Here is a 20,003-nt window from a genome sequence, read left to right as displayed (position 1 = left end):
CCAATCAGGCCCCGCGCAGCCGTGGGGTTTGAGGCTCGCCGGGTGTGCAGCCCGGCGCGGGCGCACTCCGCCAGGCCCCAGGCAACCGCGGGGCTCCCCGGCCCGCACGGTTATTCGGTGGCGGTGTCGGCCGGGGGCAAGAATTTTTCCGGCGCCAGCCAGTTGAAGGCGCTTAGCGTCTGGCCGTGGAACGTGCACTCGGCGGCCGCCGGGATGTTCACCTTCTGCGGTTTGGCGGATTTGAGCGCGAGCGCAGCGGCGCCCGAGGAGGCGGAAGCGGCTGACGCAACCGCTGCGGCGGAAGCACCGGAAGCGGCAACCGCGCCCGAAGCACTCGCGGCATTCGCGAACACACCCGAGGCCGCCGAAGCCGACGACGCAACCTGCGCACCGGAAGCCGGCGCAGCCGGCGGCACAATACGCACGATCGATCCTTCGACCACCACCCGCGAGCCGTCGATACCGGCGCCCGTATGGGTAATCTTTAGCGTGTCCGTCGGCGAATCCGTCGACTTCTGCGCCAGTTGGCTTCGCATCATCTGCTCGCATGCGTCCGAGTTCTTGTAGACGGTCGTGCAGGCCGCCAGCAGTGCAGCGGCGGCCGTGACGCAGGCGATAGAGAGAATCCGAATCTTCATTGATATTCCGTTTTTCAAGCCGTCGGCAATTGTAGCTTACGGGCCGCGCGGCCGGCGCGGGAGCCGTTCGCGCCGGCGCTCAATTCGACGGCATGGACGGCTGCACGTAGGTCCGCACACCGGCGAGCGGTGCGCCATAGCCGCCGGCCGTCGCGTTGTTCGGCAAACCGTTGACCAGTTGCGCGCGCGGGTCGGTCGGATTCAGATTCATTTCCCCGGCTTGCTGATTGCCGTGTGTCGGATATTCGCTGCCGCGGGCCGAGTTCGGCATCAGACTCGTGCTGTTTTGCGGCGCGTTCATGTCGTCCTGCGGACTCAGGCCCTGCGCGCCCGCCTGCGTGACGACGCCGCACGCGGCGACGCACAGCGCGATTGTCGCGCCCCACCACTTCTTCGGTGCTCGTTTCATACCTGCCTCCGGCAAAATGAACATGAAGGGGATCAGGTCCGCGCGCATCCGCAAACGCTGACTCCCTACGTTATACGCGCCGCCGTGCGCTGCGGATTCAGTCATCGCGACAACCGCGGCCCTACATGGCGAAACCGGCCGCGGCAGTGCTTTATTCCACGGCATGCCTGCAACGCAAATACGGCAAACGTCTATCCTTATGCCGATTGACGATTTCCTTCCGGCCCGATCGAACCCGATAATGGACGCCATGAACACGCCCTCGAATCGCCACGCCCGCGCGCTTCGCGCCACACTCACGGCATGGAGCGCGGCGCTGTTGCTGGCCGCCTGCGCCGGTCCATCGGCATCGGTAACGGCATCCGCCGATCCGGCGCTGCTCGAGGCCGCCGTTTCCGGGCCTCAGCGCGGCGACAAGGCCCGCGTGCGCGATGTCTACCGCCATCCCGAAGAGACGCTGCAATTCTTCGAACTCGCGCCGTCGCAAAGCGTGCTGGAGATCGAGCCGGGCGGCGGCTGGTACACGGACATTCTCGCGCCCTACCTGCACGACCACGGCAAGCTCTACGAGGCGCAATACGACGGCCCGCAGGGAGCGCCATCGGCCGAGGAGCAATCCAGCCGCGCGGCATTCGCGCGCAAGCTGGCCGCCACGCCCGCCATCTACGGCAATGTCGTGGTCGGCACGTTGCACGCGGGCCAGTTCAGCGGCTTTCCGGCCGATGCCAGCGTCGACCGGGTGCTGACCTTCCGCAATATCCACAACTGGATCAAGGACGGCCAGATCGACGCGAACCTGCGCGCGTTTTATGCCGCGCTCAAACCGGGCGGCATGCTCGGCGTGGAGGAACATCGCGCGGCGCCTGGCACTTCGCTGCAACAGACCATCGACTCCGGCTACGTGACCGAAGCGTACGTAATCGAACACGCGCGGGCGGCCGGCTTCGAACTGGCCGGCCAGAGCGAGGTGAACAGCAACCCGCGCGACACGAAGAACTACCCTAACGGCGTATGGTCGCTGCCGCCCACCTACCGGGGCGGCGAGGTCGACCGGGCGAAATATGCGGCCATCGGCGAATCCGATCGCATGACCTTGCGCTTCGTGAAACCGGCGCACTGATCTCGCGCCGCACCGGGACGGCGCTTGACGCCGTCTCGATAATGTGTTCCTATGGCGCACTATGTACCGCGCCCAGACCACCCTATCGCTACTACTAGCCCGCTCTACCGGGCTAGGTCTGCTGCTGCGCGCTTCCGTCTGATTCTCCCGAAGCATCGCTTGATTCCCCAGTAACTGACCCAGCCCCGGTTTCCGACCGGCGGCCCAGTTATGTCTTTTCGTCGTCCGGTCGACGCCCAGGTTTCTGGTCTCACCCTCGGATGATGAAAATGTTGAAAAACCCTGCTACCAAATACCGCTCGTTCAAGCCCATCAACTTGACGGACCGCCAATGGCCGTCGCGCACCATCACGCATGCGCCGATCTGGATGAGCACCGACCTGCGCGACGGCAACCAGGCCCTGTTCGAGCCGATGGACGCGCAGCGCAAGATGCGCATGTTCAAGACGCTGGTGCAGATCGGTTTCAAGGAAATCGAAGTGGCGTTTCCGTCCGCCTCGCAAACCGACTTCAATTTCGTGCGCGAGTTGATCGAAGGCGGCCATATCCCCGACGACGTCACCATCGAAGTGTTGACGCAAGCGCGCGACGACCTGATCGAACGCACTTTCGAATCGTTGCGTGGCGTGCCGCGCGCCATCGTCCACCTGTACAACGCGACCGCGCCGGAATTCCGCAAGATCGTGTTCGGGCTGGAAAAGAGCGGCGTGAAAGAGCTCGCGCAGAACGCCGCGCGCACCATGAAGCGTCTCGCCGACGCCGCGCCGGAAACGCACTTCACGCTGCAATACAGCCCGGAAGTGTTCAGCGGCACCGAACTCGAATTCGCCAAGGAAGTGTGCGACGCCGTGTTCGACATCTGGCAGCCGACGCCGGAGCACAAAGCGATCGTCAACTTGCCGGCCACCGTCGAAATGGCCACGCCGAACGTCTACGCGGACCAGATCGAATGGATGCACCGCAACCTCGCGCGCCGCGATTCGCTGATCGTGTCCGTGCATCCGCATAACGACCGCGGCACCGCGGTGGCGGCGGCCGAGCTCGCGGTGATGGCCGGCGCTGATCGTATCGAAGGGTGTCTGTTCGGCAACGGCGAGCGCACCGGCAACGTGGATCTCGTCACGCTCGCGTTGAATCTGTACACGCAGGGCATCGATCCGGGGCTCGACTTCTCGAACATCAATGAAGTCGCGCGCACGGCCGAGGAATGTACGCAGTTGCCGGTGCATCCGCGTCATCCGTATGTCGGTGACCTGGTGTTCACTGCCTTCTCGGGCTCGCATCAGGACGCGATCAAGAAGGGTTTTGCCGTGCAGAAACCGGACGCGATCTGGGAAGTGCCGTACATGCCGAACGATCCGGCCGATCTCGGCCGCACCTACGACTCGGTGATTCGCGTGAACAGCCAGTCGGGCAAAGGCGGCATTGCCTATCTGCTTGAGCAGGGCTATGGCGTCGTGTTGCCGCGCCGCCTGCAGGTGGACTTCAGCTCGGCCGTGCAGCGCTTTACCGACGACAGCGGCCAGGAAGTGACCTCCTCGCAGATCTGGACATTGTTCCAGCAGGAATACGTGCAGAACACCGCGCCGATCCATTACGTCGGCCACAGCCTGGCCGAGCGCGACGGACGCGAGCACATCAAGCTCACGGTCGACATCAACGGCACGCGGCGCGTGCTGAGCGGCGAAGGCAATGGCCCGCTCGACGCGTTGATGCACGCAATCGGCGCGCCGGTGCGCATTCAACATTACGAAGAGCGCGCGTTGACGCAAGGTGCGGATGCCCGCGCGGTGGCGATCGCTGAAATGGCCGGTGTGGATGTGACGGGCAGCGCGTTCGGCGTCGGCATCGACGCCGATCTGGTGACGGCGTCCATTCGCGCGGTGATCAGCGGCGTGAATCGCGCTTATGCCCGTGTCAATGCTGAGGCAAAGGAGCGCTTCTTCGATACGGCAATGAACGACGCGACGGAAAGTGTGGGCGTTTGAGGCTTTGATGAAGCTGATGACGGCTTCGTAGCAGCTTGATTCGAGGGGGGCGTTTCGACGCCCCCTTTTTGCGCCCGCTACGTTGGCGGACCTCTATCGTTCTGGCCCGCCCGCCTACGGTTTTTTGGCGCCGCCCGATTCGGTCCACGCTTCCGGCAGGCTGTGCGTCAGCGTCGACACGAAACGCTCCGTTTCCGGCTCGCGCGGCTCCATGAACACATTGCGCGACGGCCCCGCCTCCACCACCACGCCGTTATTCAGAAACACCACGTCACGCGCGATCGTCGCGGCGAGCCGCAAATCGTGCGTCGCCATCAGCATCGTCATGCCTTCCGTGGCGAGTTGCTTGAGCACATCCACCACTTCCGCGGCAAGACCCGGGTCGAGCGCCGAGGTGGGCTCGTCGCACAACAGCACCTCCGGCGACGGCGCCAACGCCCGCGCAATCGCCACGCGCTGCTGTTGACCACCGGACAGCGTCGAGGGCCACGCGTCCGCCTTGTGCGCGATGCCGACCTTGTCCAGCAGCTCGTCCGCGCGCACCCGCGCACGGTCCTTGTCCCACTTCTGCACGGTCAGCAAGCCTTCCATCACGTTCTGCCGCACCGTCAGATGCGGAAACAGCTGGAAGTTCTGAAACACCATGCCGGTGCGGCGGCGTATCGTCAGCACCTCGTCGCGCGAGGGCTTGTGGTCGGGGCTGAATTTCATCCGCTGGTCGCCGAGTTCGAGCGAACCCGACTCGGGAATTTCCAGCAGATTTACGCAACGCAGCAACGTGCTCTTGCCGCTGCCTGACGGACCGATCAGGGCAGTCACGTTGCCCTGGGCGAGCTGCAGATCGACCGAGTTGAGCACCCGTTGACCGCCGAAGTACTTGTCGATTTTTTCCAGTCGGATCATCAGTTGCCTGCCTGGAAAAGTGCGTGACGGCCGAACTTACGCTCGAGCCTGACTTGCGCGGATGACAACACCGAACTGAAGATCAGATAGACCAGTGCCGCCTCGGTGTACAGGATGAGCGGCTCGTAAGTCACCGACGCGATGCGCTGCGCCGCCTGAAACACTTCCGGCACCGTCAGCACCGCCGCCAGCGAGGTGTCCTTCACCAGCGCAATAAACGAGTTCGACAGCGGCGGCAGCGCCACGCGCGCCGCCTGCGGCAGGATTGCGCGGCGCAAGGCCTGCTCGCGCGTCATCCCCATTGAATACGCGGCCTCCCACTGACCTTTCGGAATCGACTCGATCACCCCGCGTATCACCTCGGAGTTGTACGCGCCCACGTTCAGCGAAAAGCCGATGATCGCCGCCGTCAACGGATCGAGCACGATACCCACGTTCGGGAGTCCGTAGAAGATCACGAACAGTTGCACGAGCAACGGCGAACCGCGAAACAGCCACACGTAGAATCGCACGACCACGACTGCCCACTTCGGCCCGAACAGCCTGACCAGCGCCACGATAAACGCGAGCGCGAGGCCGATCGCAAACGAGGCCAGTGTCAGCGGCACAGTGAACAGCAGCCCCGCATACAGCAGGGGCCACAGCGACTGCGCCATCAGATGCAACCATGCAGGCATGAGTCAGACTCGCGGAAGGCTTTTTATTGGGAGACGTCTTTGCCAAAATACTTCTGCGAGATCTTCTCATAGGTGCCGTCTTTCTTCATATCGGCGAGCGCCTTGTTGATCGCCGCCTGCAACTCCGGGCTGCCCTTGCGGATCAGCACAGCGGACTTGTCGCTGCTGTCCGCGGCGGTATCGATCGCCGCGATCTTCACCTTCGCGTCCGGCTTGTGCTTCTTGAAGTCGAGGAACGACAGCGAATCGTTGACGGTGGCATCGACGCGGCCGGAGGTCAGCAGATCGATCGATTCATTGAAGCCCTGCACGGGGATCACTTCCGCGCCGTGCGCCGCCGCGATCTTGCCGAAGTTGCTGGTCAGCGTATTGGCCGACTTCTTGCCCTTCAGGTCGTCGAAGGTCTTGATCGCGGTGTTGTTCGACTGCACGATCAGCGCGGCATGCGACGTGATGTACGGGTCCGAGAAATCATATTTGACCTTGCGCGCGTCGGTCACGGCCACCTCGTTGATCACCGCGTCGTAGCGGTTCACATCGAGGCCCGCGATCAGACCATCCCATTTGCCTTCCACGAATTGCGGCTTGACGCCGAGGCGCTGCGCAATCGCCGTGCCGATCTCCACGTCGAAGCCGGTCAGCTTGCCGGACTCGTCGTGGAACGTGAACGGTGCATAAGTGCCTTCGGTGCCGATCCTGAACACGCCGGCGGATTTGATTGCCGCGAGCTCGTCGGCGGCGAAGGCGGTGCTCACGGTCACCGCCTGGAACAACGCGATCAGCAGAATGGAACGAATCGATTTCATGAGTGGGCTCCGTCAAATGTGCTACGTCGGTGACTGGGTCTTGTGTTGGGCAGTTCCCGCCGGCCTGTGCGCCCGGCAGAGTGGGCGGACTGTAGCAAACGGACTGCGTTTTTACAAAGGATCAGGTTTCCGATCGATATGCGCTTGCGTGCTAAGGGAACAGCCACCGCCTCCGATCAGACGTGGATTGTGACGCTACAGCAGATAGGACAGACGCGGCATGCATCGCAACACGGAACCTATGCCTAACGCCATCGGGGAAAACGCGAGAGGGGTGCTGCCGCGGCGGCCGCGCGGCATGAAAAACGGGCGGCGCCGCGTTGGCCCGCGGCGCCGCCCGTGAGATTGCGATTCGCTTACCGTTCGACGGGATGCGGCTCCTTGCGCTTGTTGGCGACCCGGATCGCGTCGAAGTAAGCGCCGTTGGGCGGGCGCTTCAGATACCGGCCGGCGCCGCGAACCGCACGCAGCTCGCCGTTGGTCCAGGCCAGCGCGCCGCGCGTGAGCGTATGCATCGCCACGCCTTGCACGGTCATGCCTTCGAACACGTTGAAGTCGACCTTCTGATGATGCGTGTTCACTGAAATCGTCTTGCTGGCGTTCGGATCCCACACCACGATGTCGGCGTCGGCACCGACCCGGATCGCGCCCTTGCGCGGATAGAGGTTGAAGATCTGCGCGGCGTTCGTCGACGTGATGCGCACGAACTCGTTCGGCGTGAGACGCCCCGAATTCACGCCGTGATGCCAGAGCACCGCCATGCGGTCCTCCACCCCGCCGCAACCGTTCGGAATCTTCGTGAAGTCCTCGCGGCCCATGGCCTTCTGCGACGCGCAGAACACGCAGTGATCGGTCGCCGTGGTGTGCAGCTGGCCGGCCTGCAAACCGCGCCACAATGCCTCGCGATGCTCCGCCGAGCGGAACGGCGGGCTCATCACGTGCGCCGCCGCGCGGGTCCAGTCGGGATCGCGATACACCGCTTCGTCGATCACCAGATGGCCCGGCAACACCTCGCCGAACACCCGCAGGCCTTCGCTGCGCGCGCGCGCAATTGCATCGACCGCGTCTTTGGAGGACACGTGCACGATATACACCGGCACGCCCAGCACCTGGGCAATGCGAATGGCGCGATTGGCCGCCTCGCCTTCGACTTCAGGCGGCCGTGACAACGGGTGCGCCTCCGGTCCGGTAAAGCCCTTGGCCAGCAACTGACGCTGCAACTGGAACACCAGTTCGCCGTTTTCCGCGTGCACCGTGGGCAGCGCGCCGAGTTCGAGGGAACGCGAGAAACTGTTCACCAGCACTTCGTCGTCGGCCATGATGGCGTTCTTGTAGGCCATGAAGTGCTTGAAGCTCGACACGCCGTGCTCGTGCACCAGCGTGCCCATGTCCCGATAGACCGAATCGTCCCACCACGTGACCGCGACGTGAAAGCCGTAGTCCGCCGACGCCTTCTCGGCCCAGCCGCGCCATTCCTTGAAGGCGTCCATCAACGGCTGCTTCGGACTCGGAATCACGAAGTCGATGATGCTGGTCGTGCCGCCCGACAGGCCCGCCGCCGTGCCGGTGTAGAAATCGTCGCTGGCCGTGGTGCCCATGAACGGCAATTCCATATGCGTGTGCGGATCGATGCCGCCGGGCATCACGTACTGTCCGCCCGCGTCGACGATCGTCGCGCCCGCCGGCGCCTCCAGGTCCGCGCCGATCTGCAGGATCGTGCCGCCGTCCTGCGGGTCCGCGCAGAGTACGTCCGCACGATACGTGTTCTCCGCGTCGATAATCGTGCCGCCGCGAATCAGGGTCGTCATGTTGCCGCCTCCTTTTGAACTGCCGGTTTCAGTGCTGCTGCTTCATTCATGCGCATTGTTGCGTCTTGTAGGTTTGTTTCAGGCACTCGCCACGCGCGCGCTCGGCCCCTTGCTCAGCTTCATCCACGCGCTGTATACGATCGACGCCAACGCGAGTCCGACGAACCACGCATACGTATAGAGCGTATTGAAGAACGCCGGCACGTTCGGGAACGACGCCGGAAACGCGGTATGCAAAAAGCCCGGCAGATTCGGCAGCACGCCGACTACGAGCGCGACCACCGCACCGATATTCCAGCCGCCGGTGTAGCTGTACTCGCCGCGTTCGTCGAACAGTTCGCGCGTATTGAGCCGCGTGCCGCGGATCAGGAAATAGTCGACCATCAGAATGCCCGCCACCGGACCGAGCAAGGCCGAGTAGCCGACAAGCCACGTGAAGATGTAGCCCTGCGTGGTGGCGAGAATCTTCCACGGCATCATCACGATCGCGATGGTCGCGGTCATCATGCCGCCCGCGCGATACGAAATGCCCTTGGGCCACAGGCTCGAAAAATCGTAGGCCGGTCCGACGAGATTCGCCGCGAGATTGCAGCACATGGTGTCGAGCGTCAGGATGATCAGCGCGACGCCCACGCCGATGCCGGTCATGCGGCTCGTCAGGTCGATCGGATCCCAGATCGCCTTGCCGTAGATCACCACGGTGGCCGACGTCACCACCACCGAGATCACCGACAGCAAAGCCATCGGCACCGGCAAACCGATCGACTGGCCGATGATCTGATCGCGCTGCGTGCGCGCAAAACGCGTGAAATCGGGGATATTCAGCGCGAGCGTCGCCCAGAAGCCGACCATCGCGGTGAGGCCCGGCCAGAACGTGACCCAGAACAGGCCTTCCTTCTTGCCGCCCGGCACGAATTGCGACGGCGCCGACAGCATCGAGCCCAGTCCACCCGCCTTCGATGTCGCCCACCACACCAGCGCGATACACATCACGATCTTGATCGGTGCGGACCAGCTTTCGAGCCAGCGGATCGAATCGGTGCCGTGCACGATAAAGTAAATCTGCAGCGCCCAGAACACCAGGAAGCACGCCAGTTGCGCGGCTGATATGTCGAGAAACGGCAAGGCCGCGCCATGCAGCGCGTTGCCGGTAAGAATGTTCAACAGCGTGTAGATCGCACTGCCGCCGAGCCAAGTCTGAATCCCGTACCAGCCACATGCGACGATGGCCCGCAGCATGGCCGGCAGTTTTGCTCCCTGCGTGCCGAACGAGGAACGCACGAGCACTGCATACGGAATGCCGTGTTTCGCGCCTGCATGGCCGATCAGCAGCATCGGCACCAGCACGATCAGGTTGCCGAGCAGCACCGTTACCACCGCTTGCCACGGCGACATGCCCTCTTCCGTCAAACCGGCCGCGAGCATGTACGACGCGATGTTCATCACCATCCCAACCCAGAGCGCGGCGAAGTGATACCACTTCCACGTGCGCTGCGCGGTGCCGGTCGGCGCAAGGTCGTCGTTGTAAAGACTGCTGCCTTGCGCACCGGCCGCGAAATGCGGCTCGGCGGGTTGCGCTGTCTGCTTCATCGAAAGCTCTCCACTGTGTCGTTGAGGCCCGCGCGGCTTCTGGCGGCGCGTCGGGCCGTTGGGGAATGACAGGTTCGGTTCAAGCGCTGCGTGTTCTCCTGCTACATCGTGTTTCAGGCGGCTTTGGCGGCGTGCGCGGCATCGGCCGTTTCAGACGCGGCCGCCGTTGCGCTGCTGCTTTCGCCCACCCGTGCCGGGTTGTTCGGATGCGTGGTCCAGTTGGCGTATTCGCCGTTGTCCACGCGTTCCATCGTGATGCACTGCTCGACCGGACACACGTGCATGCACAGATTGCAGCCGACACATTCGGAGTCCACCACTTCAAAATGCCGGACGCCATCTTTTTCTTTCATGATCGCCTGGTGCGCCGTGTCTTCGCAGGCGATATGGCACAGACCGCACTGAATGCACTTGTCCTGATCGATGCGCGCCTTGATGTCGTATTTGAGGTTCAGGTACTTCCAGTCGGTGACGTTCGGCACGGCGCGGCCGCGAATATCGTCGAGCGTCGCGTAGCCTTTTTCGTCCATCCAGTTCGACAGGCCGTCGGCGAGATCAGAAACGATCCGGAATCCGTAGTGCATCGCCGCCGTGCATACCTGTACGCTGCCCGCGCCGAGCACCATGAACTCCGCCGCATCGCGCCATGTGGAAATGCCGCCGATGCCGGAGATGGGCAGGCCCGGCGTTTCCACGTCGCGCGCGATTTCCGCGACCATGTTCAGCGCAATCGGCTTCACCGCCGGACCGCAGTAGCCGCCGTGCGTGCCTTTGCCGTCGACCATCGGCAACGGCGACATCGCGTCGAGATCGACTGCGACGATCGAGTTGATCGTGTTGATCAGCGACACGCCGTCCGCGCCGCCCTTATAGGCCGCGCGCGAACCAAGGCGAATGTCGGTGATGTTCGGCGTAAGCTTGACGAGGCACGGCAGCTTGCTGCCTTCCTTGACCCAGCGCGTCACCATCTCGATGTACTCGGGCACCTGGCCGACCGCCGCGCCCATGCCGCGCTCGCTCATGCCGTGCGGGCAGCCGAAATTCAGCTCCACGGCATCCGCGCCGGTGTCTTCGACGAGCGGCAGGATCCACTTCCAGTCGCGCTCGTTGCACGGCACCATCAGCGAGACGATCATCGCGCGGTCCGGCCAGTCGCGTTTGACCTGAGCGATTTCGCGCAGATTGACGTCGAGCGGACGGTCGGTGATCAACTCGATGTTGTTCAGGCCCGCGATGCGCTGGCCGTTCCATTGCACCGCGCCGTAGCGCGAGCTGACGTTCACCACATGCGGGTCGAGGCCCAGTGTCTTCCACACCACGCCGCCCCAGCCCGCTTCGAACGCGCGGTTCACGTTATAGGCTTTGTCTGTCGGCGGCGCGGAAGCGAGCCAGAAAGGGTTCGGCGAGGTAATGCCGGCAATCGTACAGCGCAGATCGGCCATGTTCGGCTCCTTGGGGACTGCTGATTTTTGTCGGGTTCGTTGACGGGTTCGATGGATGACCTGTCCGGCGCTATGCGGCCTTCACTGCCGTGCGGGCGAACGTTGCGTCGATCGCGGCGGCCGCGATCTTGCCGTCCTGCACCGCCTGCACCGTGAGGTCGATGCCGCCGGTCGCCGCGCAATCGCCGCCGGCCCATACGCCGGCTAGCGAGGTCTGGCCATTCGCATCCACCGCGATGCGGCTGCCGTCCACCGTCAACAACTCACGCTCCATGCCGACCGGCACCAACGTTTGGCCGATTGCCTTGAGCACCATGTCGGCTTCGACCACAAAGCGCTCCTGACTGCCGTCGCCCAACGTGCGCTCGAATTCGACACCCGTGACTACGCCGCCCTCACCGATCAAACGATGCGGCTTCGCATGCGTGACAAGCGTGACGCCGTTGGTCTGCGCGAACTCGCGTTCCGCCCAGGTGGCGCTCATCGACTCGACGCCACGGCGGTACACCATCGTCACCGACGTCGAGCCGAGCTTGCGGCTTTGCACCGCGGCGTCCACCGCCGTATTGCCGCCGCCGATCACCACCACCCGGCGGCCCACCGCTACCGTGCCCAGATCGCGCGCGCTGCGGACCTCTTCGATGAAGTCCACCGCGTTCATCACGCCGCTCAGGTCCTCGCCTTCCATGGCGAGCGCACGCACGCCCGTCAGGCCGATCGCTAGGAATACGGCGTCGTATTGCTTGCGCAGCGTGTCGAGGTCGACATCGCTCCCAAGCGCGACACCGTGCTTGATCTCGATCCCGCCGACCGAGCACAGCCATTCCACCTCGCGCTGCGCAAAATCGTCGACGGTCTTATAGGCGGCAATGCCGTATTCATTCAGGCCGCCCGCTTTTTCATGCGCGTCGTAAATCGTGACGTCGTGACCGGCCAGCGCCAGCCGGTGCGCGCAGGCGAGTCCCGCCGGACCCGCGCCGACGACGGCGACGCGCCGTCCGGTCGGAGCCGCGCGCGTGAACAGCACCTCGCCGCGCGCCATCGCCCAATCGGTCGCATGACGTTGCAGCGCGCCGATCGCCACCGGCTTCGCATCCTGATGGTTACGCACGCAAGCACCTTCGCAAAGAATCTCGGTTGGGCACACGCGCGCACACATGCCGCCCATCGGGTTGGCCGACAGAATATCCACGGCCGCGCCTTTGAGATTGCCGTTGCTGATCTTGCGGATAAAGCTCGGAATGTCGATCTGCGTCGGGCAAGCGTTCACGCACGGCGCGTCGTAACAGTAGTGACAGCGGCTCGCCGCCGCGGCCGCGGCGCTCGCGTCGAGCAACGGCGCGATATCGGAGAACTCGCAGGAAAGCTGCTCGGGCGACAGGCGCTGGGCGGCAATGTCGCCGGTTTGCTTGATGGCCATACACGTTCCTTCTTCAATGTGAGGACGTAGCCGGTCCCGCCGGCTGCGCAGGAGCGCAGCCGGGACGGCTTGTTTTATGGGCACGACGGTAAGGCGGGTGAAACGACCGCAACCGCTAAACTGTGCTGAGCCGCGCTATGAAGCCGGCTCGCACGCACGCTCCAGCATGGCGTGCAGCAACACGTTGGCGCCGGCTTCGATCCATTCGAAGGTGGCGTCCTCAATCTCGTTGTGACTGATCCCGTCGACGCACGGCACGAACACCATCGAGGTCGGCGCGACCTGCGCCAGATAACAGGCATCGTGCCCCGCACCGGAGACCATGTTGCGATGCGAATAACCGAAGCGTTCGGCCGCGGCACGCACGGACTGCACGCAGGCCTCGTTGAACGCCACCGGCTCGTAGTAAAAAATCTGCTCGAGCTCGGTCGCGAGTCCAATACCGTCCGCGATCTCCGCTACGCCCTTGCGCAACGCGGCATCCATTTTTGCGAGCACCGCGTTGTCGGGGTGGCGGAAATCAACGGTGAAGAACACCCGCCCCGGAATCACGTTGCGCGAGTTCGGATAGACCTGCATCATGCCGACCGTCGCGCAGCCGAACGGCGCGTTGTCGAGGCCGATCCGGTTGACCAGATCCACCACGCGCGCGGCGCCGAGCAGCGCGTCGCGGCGGCGTGGCATCGGCGTCGGACCCGCATGCGCCTCCTGCCCTGTCAGCGTGATCTCGTACCAGCGCTGACCTTGCGCGTCGGTCACGACACCGATGGTTTTCTGTTCGGCTTCGAGAATCGGCCCCTGTTCGATGTGCAATTCGAACGCCGCGTGCACCGGCCGCCCGCCGCACGGAATATCGCCCGCATAGCCAATGCGCTTCAGTTCCTCGCCGATGGTCTTGCCGTCCACGTCCTTGCGCGACAGGCCATAGTCGAGCGTGAACACGCCGGCAAACACACCCGAGGCGACCATGGCCGGCGCGAAGCGCGAGCCTTCCTCGTTGGTCCAGATCACCACTTCGACCGGGTGCTCGGTTTCGATGCCGTGATCGTTCAGACTGCGAATTACTTCAAGACCGCCCAGCACACCGTAGATGCCGTCAAAACGGCCGCCGGTCGGCTGCGAGTCCGCATGCGAGCCGGTCATGACCGGCAGCGCATTGGGATTGCGTCCGGCTCGGCGCATGAACACATTGCCCATCTGGTCGACACTGACCGTGCAGCCGGCTTCCTTCGCCCAACTGACGATCAGGTCGCGCCCCTGCTTGTCGAGGTCGGTGAGCGCCAGGCGGCAGACACCGCCTTTGGGCGTCGCGCCGATCTTCGCCATCGTCATCAGGCTGTCCCACAGGCGCTTGCCGTCGACCTTGATCGAGGTCGAGAGGCCTTCTTTCGGGACCTGCTTCAGCGCTTCGGATACCACGTTCATTCGTCTCGCTCCTTTCGGTGAACCGCAATGAAACTGGTGCATTGATGGCGGCTTCTGGGGCGCGCCCGCACGACGGCGGTGCACACTCGGGGCCTTCGATCGTCCCTTGAACAAAGGGCAAACCCTGGGGCCTCGCCCGCTCTTCAGATCCTGTCCAGTTGGACAGGTTGTAGCTGATTAAGCCCGCCAAATCAATGCTTTTCGTACGGTCGAATACATAGCGAGAAGCGTGCCATTGCAGCGCAGCATGAATCGGCCGCGTGTGGAGAATGCGCGTGTGAGTCGCGCGCCAAACGACTAGAATGAAGCGCGACGCGGCACACATGCCGACGAAGGCGAACATGAGAGACGACGACGTGGCGGCCGGCATCACGGAAAACGACGAAACACGCCCCCCTTTGCGGCGGCGCAAGGCGCACATTCGCGAGTCGAATGAAGCGCATCTGCTGGCGTGCGCGGAGGCGGTTTTCGCCGAACGGGGACTCGACGGCACCAGCACCGCGATGATCGCGGAGCGTGCAGGCTTACCAAAAGCCAACGTGCATTACTACTTCCCGACGAAGCTCGCGCTATACCGGCGCGTACTGGAAGACCTGTTCGAAGACTGGCATCGCGCGGCGGATACGTTCGAATGCAGCGACGACCCGGTCGAAGCGATCGGCGGATACGTGCGCGCGAAAATGGAGTTGTCGCGCCGCCGTCCGCTCGGCTCGAAAGTGTGGGCGAGCGAGATCATTCACGGCGCGGAGCACATGGAAGACATTCTCACGGGGCGTGTGAAACCGTGGCTGGACAGCCGCGTGAAAGTGATCGATGACTGGATTGCACGCGGCCTGCTCGCGCCGGTGAATGCGCAGACGCTGATGTACATGATCTGGGCGACGACCCAGCACTATGCCGACTTCGATGCGCAGATTCGCGCGCTTAAGGGCAAGCGCGCGTTGACGCAGAAGTCGTTCGAAGCGACGACGGAAGAAGTCGTGCAGTTGGTGATTCGTGCGTGTGGGGCGGTGTCGCCGGCGCAGCATGAAGACGGTGCGGACCCCGCGCGTTAGGTGCAAAACGAAAGCCCCGCCGCCGTTCATGAGCAGCAGGGCTTTTATTATCGAAGTGCGGGCCGCTCAATACGTCTCCAGATGCAAGCGCCCCTGCTTCTTCAACTTCGCCCACAGCGCTTCCCAATCCATCTGATGCTGCTCGGCAATCTCCTTGAGTGCCTGCAGCACGCCGTCTTCCATGCCCTTCAGGCCGCACACGTAAATGTACGTGCTGTCGTCCTTGAGCATTTGCGCCACGTCCACTGCGCGCTCGCGCATCGCGTCCTGTACGTAGCGTTTGGGTTGCCCGAGCGTGCGCGAAAACGCCAGATTCGTATCGATGAAGTCCTTCGGCAGATTGGTCAGCGGTCCGAAGTACGGCAACTCCTCCTTGGTGCGCGCGCCGAAGAACAGCATCAGCTTGCCGGTCGCGCCTTTCAAACGCCGCCGCCTGCGATACTCGGTCATCGCGCGCATCGGCGCTGAACCCGTACCGGTGCAGATCATCAGCAGGTGCGAGTTCGGATGGTTCGGCATCAGGAACGTGCCGCCGAATGGACCGATCACGTTGACCACGTCGCCCTTCTTCAGGTCGCACAGGTAATTCGAGCACACTCCGTCGGTCGAGTCGCCGTGCTGCTGCGAGACGCGCTTGACCGTCAGCGAGACGTTGTTATAGCCCGGCCGTTCACCGTCACGCGGACTCGCAATCGAGTACTGGCGCGCGTGATGCGTGCGGCCATCGGCGCTCGCGCCTGGCGGAAGAATGCCGATCGACTGGCCTTCCAGCACCGGAAACGGCATCGCGCCAAAATCGAGCACGATGTGATGAATGTCGCTCTCGGTCGAGGCGTCGGTCAGCCGGTAGTTGCCGACCACCGTCGCGGTGGTCGGGTCCTTGTGCGTATAGAGATTGACGTACGGCTTCGCCGCCGACCACGGCGGCACGACCGAGCCGCGCACCGTATCGACTTCAATGCCGCTCGCTTCCACCGCTGCATCGCCCGCGGCGCCCGCGGCGCCCGAAGCGCCCGTCGCCTCGTCCGCGGCCGGCACCGCCATCGTGTTCTGCTCCGGCAACACGTCCCACGTGAACTGCTCTTCGATCGGATACGCGTCGGCCTTCAGCACCGTGCGCCAGTTGTCGATCGCGCCAGTCGGGCACGGCGGCACGCACGCCATGCAGCCGTTGCAGATATCCGCCTTGACCACGTAGTTGTTATCGTCGTGCGTGATCGCATCGACCGGGCAAGTCTCTTCGCAGGTATTGCAGCGAATGCAGATTTCCGGATCGATCAGATGCTGCCTGAGAACTTCGATCGACACTGGGCCGTTCATGACTTCCTCCACCAGATGTTGCTGCGCAAGCGTGCCACGTGCCGCCCGTGCGATCAGTTAAAGCGCACGTATTCGAAATCGACCGGCTGGCGGTTCACGCCCATTGCCGGCGGCGAAATCCAGTTGGCGAACTTGCCGGCTTCCGTGACACGGCCCATCAGCGAGGCCACATACGCGCGATCTTCCGGCGTGGCGAGCCACTTCGCTTCGTTGGCAGCCCATTCGGTTTCGCTGACCACGCGGCCGTCAGGCGACACGCGGGTACCCGCAAACGTGCCGATCTGGCGGTTGAACGCCTTGTGCGGCACCGTCATGCGGAAATCGATGCCGGCCTTTTCGAGCACCTTGTTCCAGCGCCCCACGCCCGCCACGGAATCCTTGATGTAGTCATCGCGCAGCACTTCGTTCATCGCGTTGAGCATCGGCACTTCGCGCTCGACCAGTTTGCCGTCCTGCACGTCGAGCAGCTTGTAGCTCTGGCCGTTCAGCTGATGGTCGTCGTCGCGCTTGCCTTCTTCATAGCGGCCCTTCAGACCCGAGCTGTAGAACGTGGCCGCGTTGGACGAATGATCCGCGCCGAACAGGTCGATCGTGACCGAGTAATGGAAGTTCAGATAACGCTGGATGGTCGGCAGGTCGATCACGCCGGCCGCGCGGAGCTTCGCGACGTCGTCCGTGCCCAGTTCGTTCATGACCTGCGCGGTGCGCTGGATCACCCGCGAGACACCCGATTCGCCGACGAACATATGATGCGCTTCTTCCGTCAGCATGAACTTCGTCGTGCGCGCGAGCGGATCGAAACCCGACTCGGCAAGTGCCGACAACTGGAATTTTCCGTCGCGATCCGTGAAGTACGTGAACATGAAGAACGCGAGCCAGTCCGGTGTCTTCTCGTTGAACGCGCCGAGAATGCGGGGGTTGTCTTCGTCGCCCGAACGGCGGCCGAGCAATGCTTCGGCTTCCTCACGTCCGTCGCGGCCAAAGTAGCGATGCAGCAGATAGACCATCGCCCACAGGTGGCGGCCTTCTTCCACATTGACCTGGAACAGGTTGCGCAGATCGTACATGGAAGGCGCCGTTAAACCGAGGTGGCGCTGCTGCTCGACCGAGGCCGGCTCCGTGTCGCCTTGTGTCACGATAATGCGGCGCAGATTCGCGCGATGCTCGCCGGGCACGTCCTGCCATGCCGCCTCGCCCTTGTGTTCGCCGAAGTGGATCTTGCGGTCCTGCTCACCAGGCGTGAGGAAAATGCCCCAGCGGTAGTCCGGCATCTTCACGTGATCGAAGTGCGCCCACCCGCCCGCGTCGACGCTCACTGCCGTACGCAGATAGACGTCGTATCCGTGTGAGCCTTCCGGGCCCATGTCGCCCCACCACGACAGAAAATTCGGCTGCCATTGCTCGAGCGCGCGCTGCAGTGCCCGGTCGTCGGCGAGGTTGACGTTGTTCGGAATTTTTTCGCTGTAGTTGATCGTAGACATGGTCGGTTCCTTGTTCGGAAGCTGCAGTGCTGACGGTGAGAGGCGCGTATCGGACAGGTGGCGTCGCTTATTCCGCGCTCGTTGCGTGTATGGCGTTCAGACGCGCATCAAACGCGCATCGAGCACGCGTCAAACGCGCGAGACATCGAATTGCGCCTTGCTGCCCTTGCCGTACACCTTGAGCGCGCCCTTCTCGCCCACTGCGTTCGGCCGGTTGAAAATCCAGTTCTGCCATGCGGTGAGACGGCCGAAGATGCGCGTCTCCATCGTTTCAGGACCGTTGAAGCGCAGATTCGCTTCGAGTCCGGTCAAGGCATCGGGCGACATCGCCGCACGCTCTTCGAGCGCGATGCGGATTTCGTCGGCCCAATCGATATCGTCGGGCGACGCGGTCACGAGACCGAGGCGTTCGGCTTCGACCGGCTTGACCGGCTGACCGATCAGCGCGCGCACGGCGTCGAGCGGTTCGGTTTCCTCATAAAAACGGCGAGCGAGGCGCGACTGATGCGTGACCATCGGATACAAGCCGAAGTTGACTTCGGAAAGCGTGATGGCCGGTTCCTCTTCCTCATTGCTCGGCAGCGCGGCCATATACGTACGGTCCGCCGCGAACGCGAATTCCGCGAATGTGCCGGCGAAACACGAACCCGGCTCGATCAGCGCGAAGATCGACCGCGACGAGACGTCGATACGCGCCAGCGTGCGGCGCAGCAGACCGATGGTCTCGCGCACGAACCAGTGGTCGCGATGCTGCATCAACGTGGCATCCGCGGCGAGCAGCTTGCGGGCGTCGCCTTCGGTGCGGAACACCCACGTGCCGACGGCGAGTTCGTTGGTACGCATGCACAGGATCGCGTCGTCGAGTTCGCGGGCGAATTGCAGCGGCCACCACTTCGCACCGGCGGCGACGATCGCATCGATCTCGGTGGGCTGATCGGTTTGCGGGGCTTTGGCGGTGAACGTGGCGATACGTTTGGCGCGATCGATCGTAACGTCGAGTGTGGCGTAAGTCAGGCCGTCTTCGCGGTCCGTGCGTTCGATACGCGTGAGCATGACGCCTTGGGCGTCCGCAGGGCGATCGCTCTGCGCGGCCAGTTCGAGCGCGCGCGCCTGGATGGTCTGATTAAACTGATTCGGCTTCACGACCTCATCCACGAGGCGCCATGCTTTCGCGCGCTCGCCACGCACGCCTTCCACGATCGTGCAGAAAATGTCGGCGCGATCGTGGCGCACCTTGCGCTTGTCCGTCACGCGTGTCAGTCCGCCCGTGCCAGGCAGCACGCCCAGCAGCGGCACTTCCGGCAGCGAGACCGACGACGAGCGGTCGTCCACCAGATAGATCTCGTCGCAAGCGAGCGCGAGCTCGTAGCCGCCACCCGCACAGGCGCCATTCACGGCGGCGAGAAACTTCAGGCCCGAATGGCGCGAGGAGTCTTCCAGGCCGTTGCGGGTTTCGTTGGTGAACTTGCAGAAGTTGACTTTCCACGCGTGGGTCGACAGACCCAGCATGAAAATATTGGCGCCCGAGCAGAACACGCGATCTTTCAGGCTGGTCAGCACCACGGTCTTGACTTCCGGATGCTCGAAGCGGATGCGCTGTATCGCGTCGTGCAGTTCGATATCGACGCCGAGGTCGTATGAATTCAGCTTCAGCTTGTAGCCGTCGCGAATGCCGGCGTCTTCGGCGATATCAATGCCGAGCGTCGCAACGGGGCCGTTGAAGCTCAGTTTCCAGTGCTTGTACTGCGAAGGATCGGTGCGGTAGTCGACCGGCGCGACGGCGGTTTCTGCTGTGGACATGGGGCGTCTCCTGTGTCGATCGGAGTTGGCGCTTTGCCCTTACTCCGATCCAAAGCAAAGAAATTGCGAATGGACGGTGCAAATCTGTTTTTTGAACAATAGTGCATCGTCAAACCCATGT

At 63.4% G+C, this 20,003-nt stretch carries 16 protein-coding genes; 3 read left to right on the top strand and 13 right to left on the bottom strand.

What is annotated here, in order from left to right:
• Positions 1-110: 110 nt before the first annotated feature.
• Together A6V37_RS10760 and A6V37_RS10755 are read right to left on the bottom strand one after the other, a co-directional pair.
• Positions 111-638 (bottom strand): hypothetical protein, encoded by a 528-nt coding sequence (locus A6V37_RS10760; protein ID WP_064268097.1) that lies wholly within the window; start codon positions 636-638, stop codon positions 111-113.
• A 79-nt stretch (positions 639-717) separates the two neighbouring features.
• A complete protein-coding gene (locus A6V37_RS10755) occupies positions 718-1,047 on the bottom strand; it encodes a hypothetical protein (RefSeq protein ID WP_064268157.1) in 330 nt (109 codons plus the stop codon).
• A 241-nt stretch (positions 1,048-1,288) separates the two neighbouring features.
• On the opposite strand from A6V37_RS10755, the gene A6V37_RS10750 reads away from it, so the two are divergent.
• On the top strand, positions 1,289-2,167 hold the full coding sequence (locus A6V37_RS10750; protein ID WP_064268098.1) for a class I SAM-dependent methyltransferase: 879 nt from the start codon (positions 1,289-1,291) through the stop codon (positions 2,165-2,167).
• Between the two features lie 269 nt (positions 2,168-2,436).
• Entirely contained in the window at positions 2,437-4,155 is a 1,719-nt protein-coding gene (leuA, locus tag A6V37_RS10745; protein WP_064285980.1) for a 2-isopropylmalate synthase, read from the top strand.
• Between the two features lie 114 nt (positions 4,156-4,269).
• Here leuA and A6V37_RS10740 read toward each other — a convergent pair whose 3' ends face one another.
• From A6V37_RS10740 to A6V37_RS10705, 8 genes are all read right to left on the bottom strand, one after another.
• Positions 4,270-5,058, bottom strand: coding sequence for an amino acid ABC transporter ATP-binding protein (locus A6V37_RS10740; RefSeq protein WP_064268100.1), 789 nt, complete (start codon positions 5,056-5,058; stop codon positions 4,270-4,272).
• Positions 5,058-5,735, bottom strand: coding sequence for an amino acid ABC transporter permease (locus A6V37_RS10735; protein WP_064268101.1), 678 nt, complete (start codon positions 5,733-5,735; stop codon positions 5,058-5,060). The genes A6V37_RS10740 and A6V37_RS10735 overlap by 1 nt, the downstream gene beginning before the upstream one ends.
• A gap of 23 nt (positions 5,736-5,758) precedes the next feature.
• A complete protein-coding gene (locus A6V37_RS10730; RefSeq protein ID WP_064268102.1) occupies positions 5,759-6,541 on the bottom strand; it encodes an amino acid ABC transporter substrate-binding protein in 783 nt (260 codons plus the stop codon).
• Positions 6,542-6,897: 356 nt separating this feature from the next.
• The gene (gene hydA, locus A6V37_RS10725; protein ID WP_064268103.1) at positions 6,898-8,349 is read right to left on the bottom strand and encodes a dihydropyrimidinase; all 1,452 of its coding nucleotides are present in this window, start codon (positions 8,347-8,349) and stop codon (positions 6,898-6,900) included.
• A gap of 78 nt (positions 8,350-8,427) precedes the next feature.
• Positions 8,428-9,939 (bottom strand): NCS1 family nucleobase:cation symporter-1, encoded by a 1,512-nt coding sequence (locus A6V37_RS10720; RefSeq protein WP_064268104.1) that lies wholly within the window; start codon positions 9,937-9,939, stop codon positions 8,428-8,430.
• A gap of 113 nt (positions 9,940-10,052) precedes the next feature.
• Complete coding sequence (gene preA / locus A6V37_RS10715) at positions 10,053-11,381, bottom strand: NAD-dependent dihydropyrimidine dehydrogenase subunit PreA (RefSeq protein WP_064268105.1); 1,329 nt, start codon at positions 11,379-11,381, stop codon at positions 10,053-10,055.
• A 70-nt stretch (positions 11,382-11,451) separates the two neighbouring features.
• Positions 11,452-12,801 (bottom strand): NAD(P)-dependent oxidoreductase, encoded by a 1,350-nt coding sequence (locus tag A6V37_RS10710; protein ID WP_064268106.1) that lies wholly within the window; start codon positions 12,799-12,801, stop codon positions 11,452-11,454.
• A 135-nt stretch (positions 12,802-12,936) separates the two neighbouring features.
• Complete coding sequence (locus A6V37_RS10705) at positions 12,937-14,226, bottom strand: Zn-dependent hydrolase (protein WP_064268107.1); 1,290 nt, start codon at positions 14,224-14,226, stop codon at positions 12,937-12,939.
• A gap of 341 nt (positions 14,227-14,567) precedes the next feature.
• On the opposite strand from A6V37_RS10705, the gene A6V37_RS10700 reads away from it, so the two are divergent.
• Entirely contained in the window at positions 14,568-15,281 is a 714-nt protein-coding gene (locus A6V37_RS10700; protein ID WP_064268158.1) for a TetR/AcrR family transcriptional regulator, read from the top strand.
• A gap of 66 nt (positions 15,282-15,347) precedes the next feature.
• On the opposite strand, the gene boxA is transcribed toward A6V37_RS10700, so the two are convergent.
• The 3 genes from boxA to boxC form a co-directional block, all read right to left on the bottom strand.
• Positions 15,348-16,601 carry a benzoyl-CoA 2,3-epoxidase subunit BoxA gene (gene boxA, locus A6V37_RS10695; RefSeq protein ID WP_064268108.1) on the bottom strand — a complete coding sequence of 418 codons (1,254 nt, stop codon included), beginning with the start codon at positions 16,599-16,601 and terminating at the stop codon, positions 15,348-15,350.
• 53 nt (positions 16,602-16,654) lie between these two features.
• Entirely contained in the window at positions 16,655-18,082 is a 1,428-nt protein-coding gene (boxB, locus tag A6V37_RS10690; protein ID WP_064268109.1) for a benzoyl-CoA 2,3-epoxidase subunit BoxB, read from the bottom strand.
• Between the two features lie 129 nt (positions 18,083-18,211).
• The gene (gene boxC, locus A6V37_RS10685) at positions 18,212-19,882 is read right to left on the bottom strand and encodes a 2,3-epoxybenzoyl-CoA dihydrolase (RefSeq protein ID WP_064268110.1); all 1,671 of its coding nucleotides are present in this window, start codon (positions 19,880-19,882) and stop codon (positions 18,212-18,214) included.
• Positions 19,883-20,003: the final 121 nt, after the last annotated feature.

It is taken from the genome of Paraburkholderia ginsengiterrae (assembly GCF_001645125.1).
Taxonomy (GTDB): Bacteria; Pseudomonadota; Gammaproteobacteria; order Burkholderiales; family Burkholderiaceae; genus Paraburkholderia; species Paraburkholderia ginsengiterrae.
Note: the sequence above shows the minus strand (reverse complement) of the source record. Positions and strands in the feature narration are given on the sequence as shown.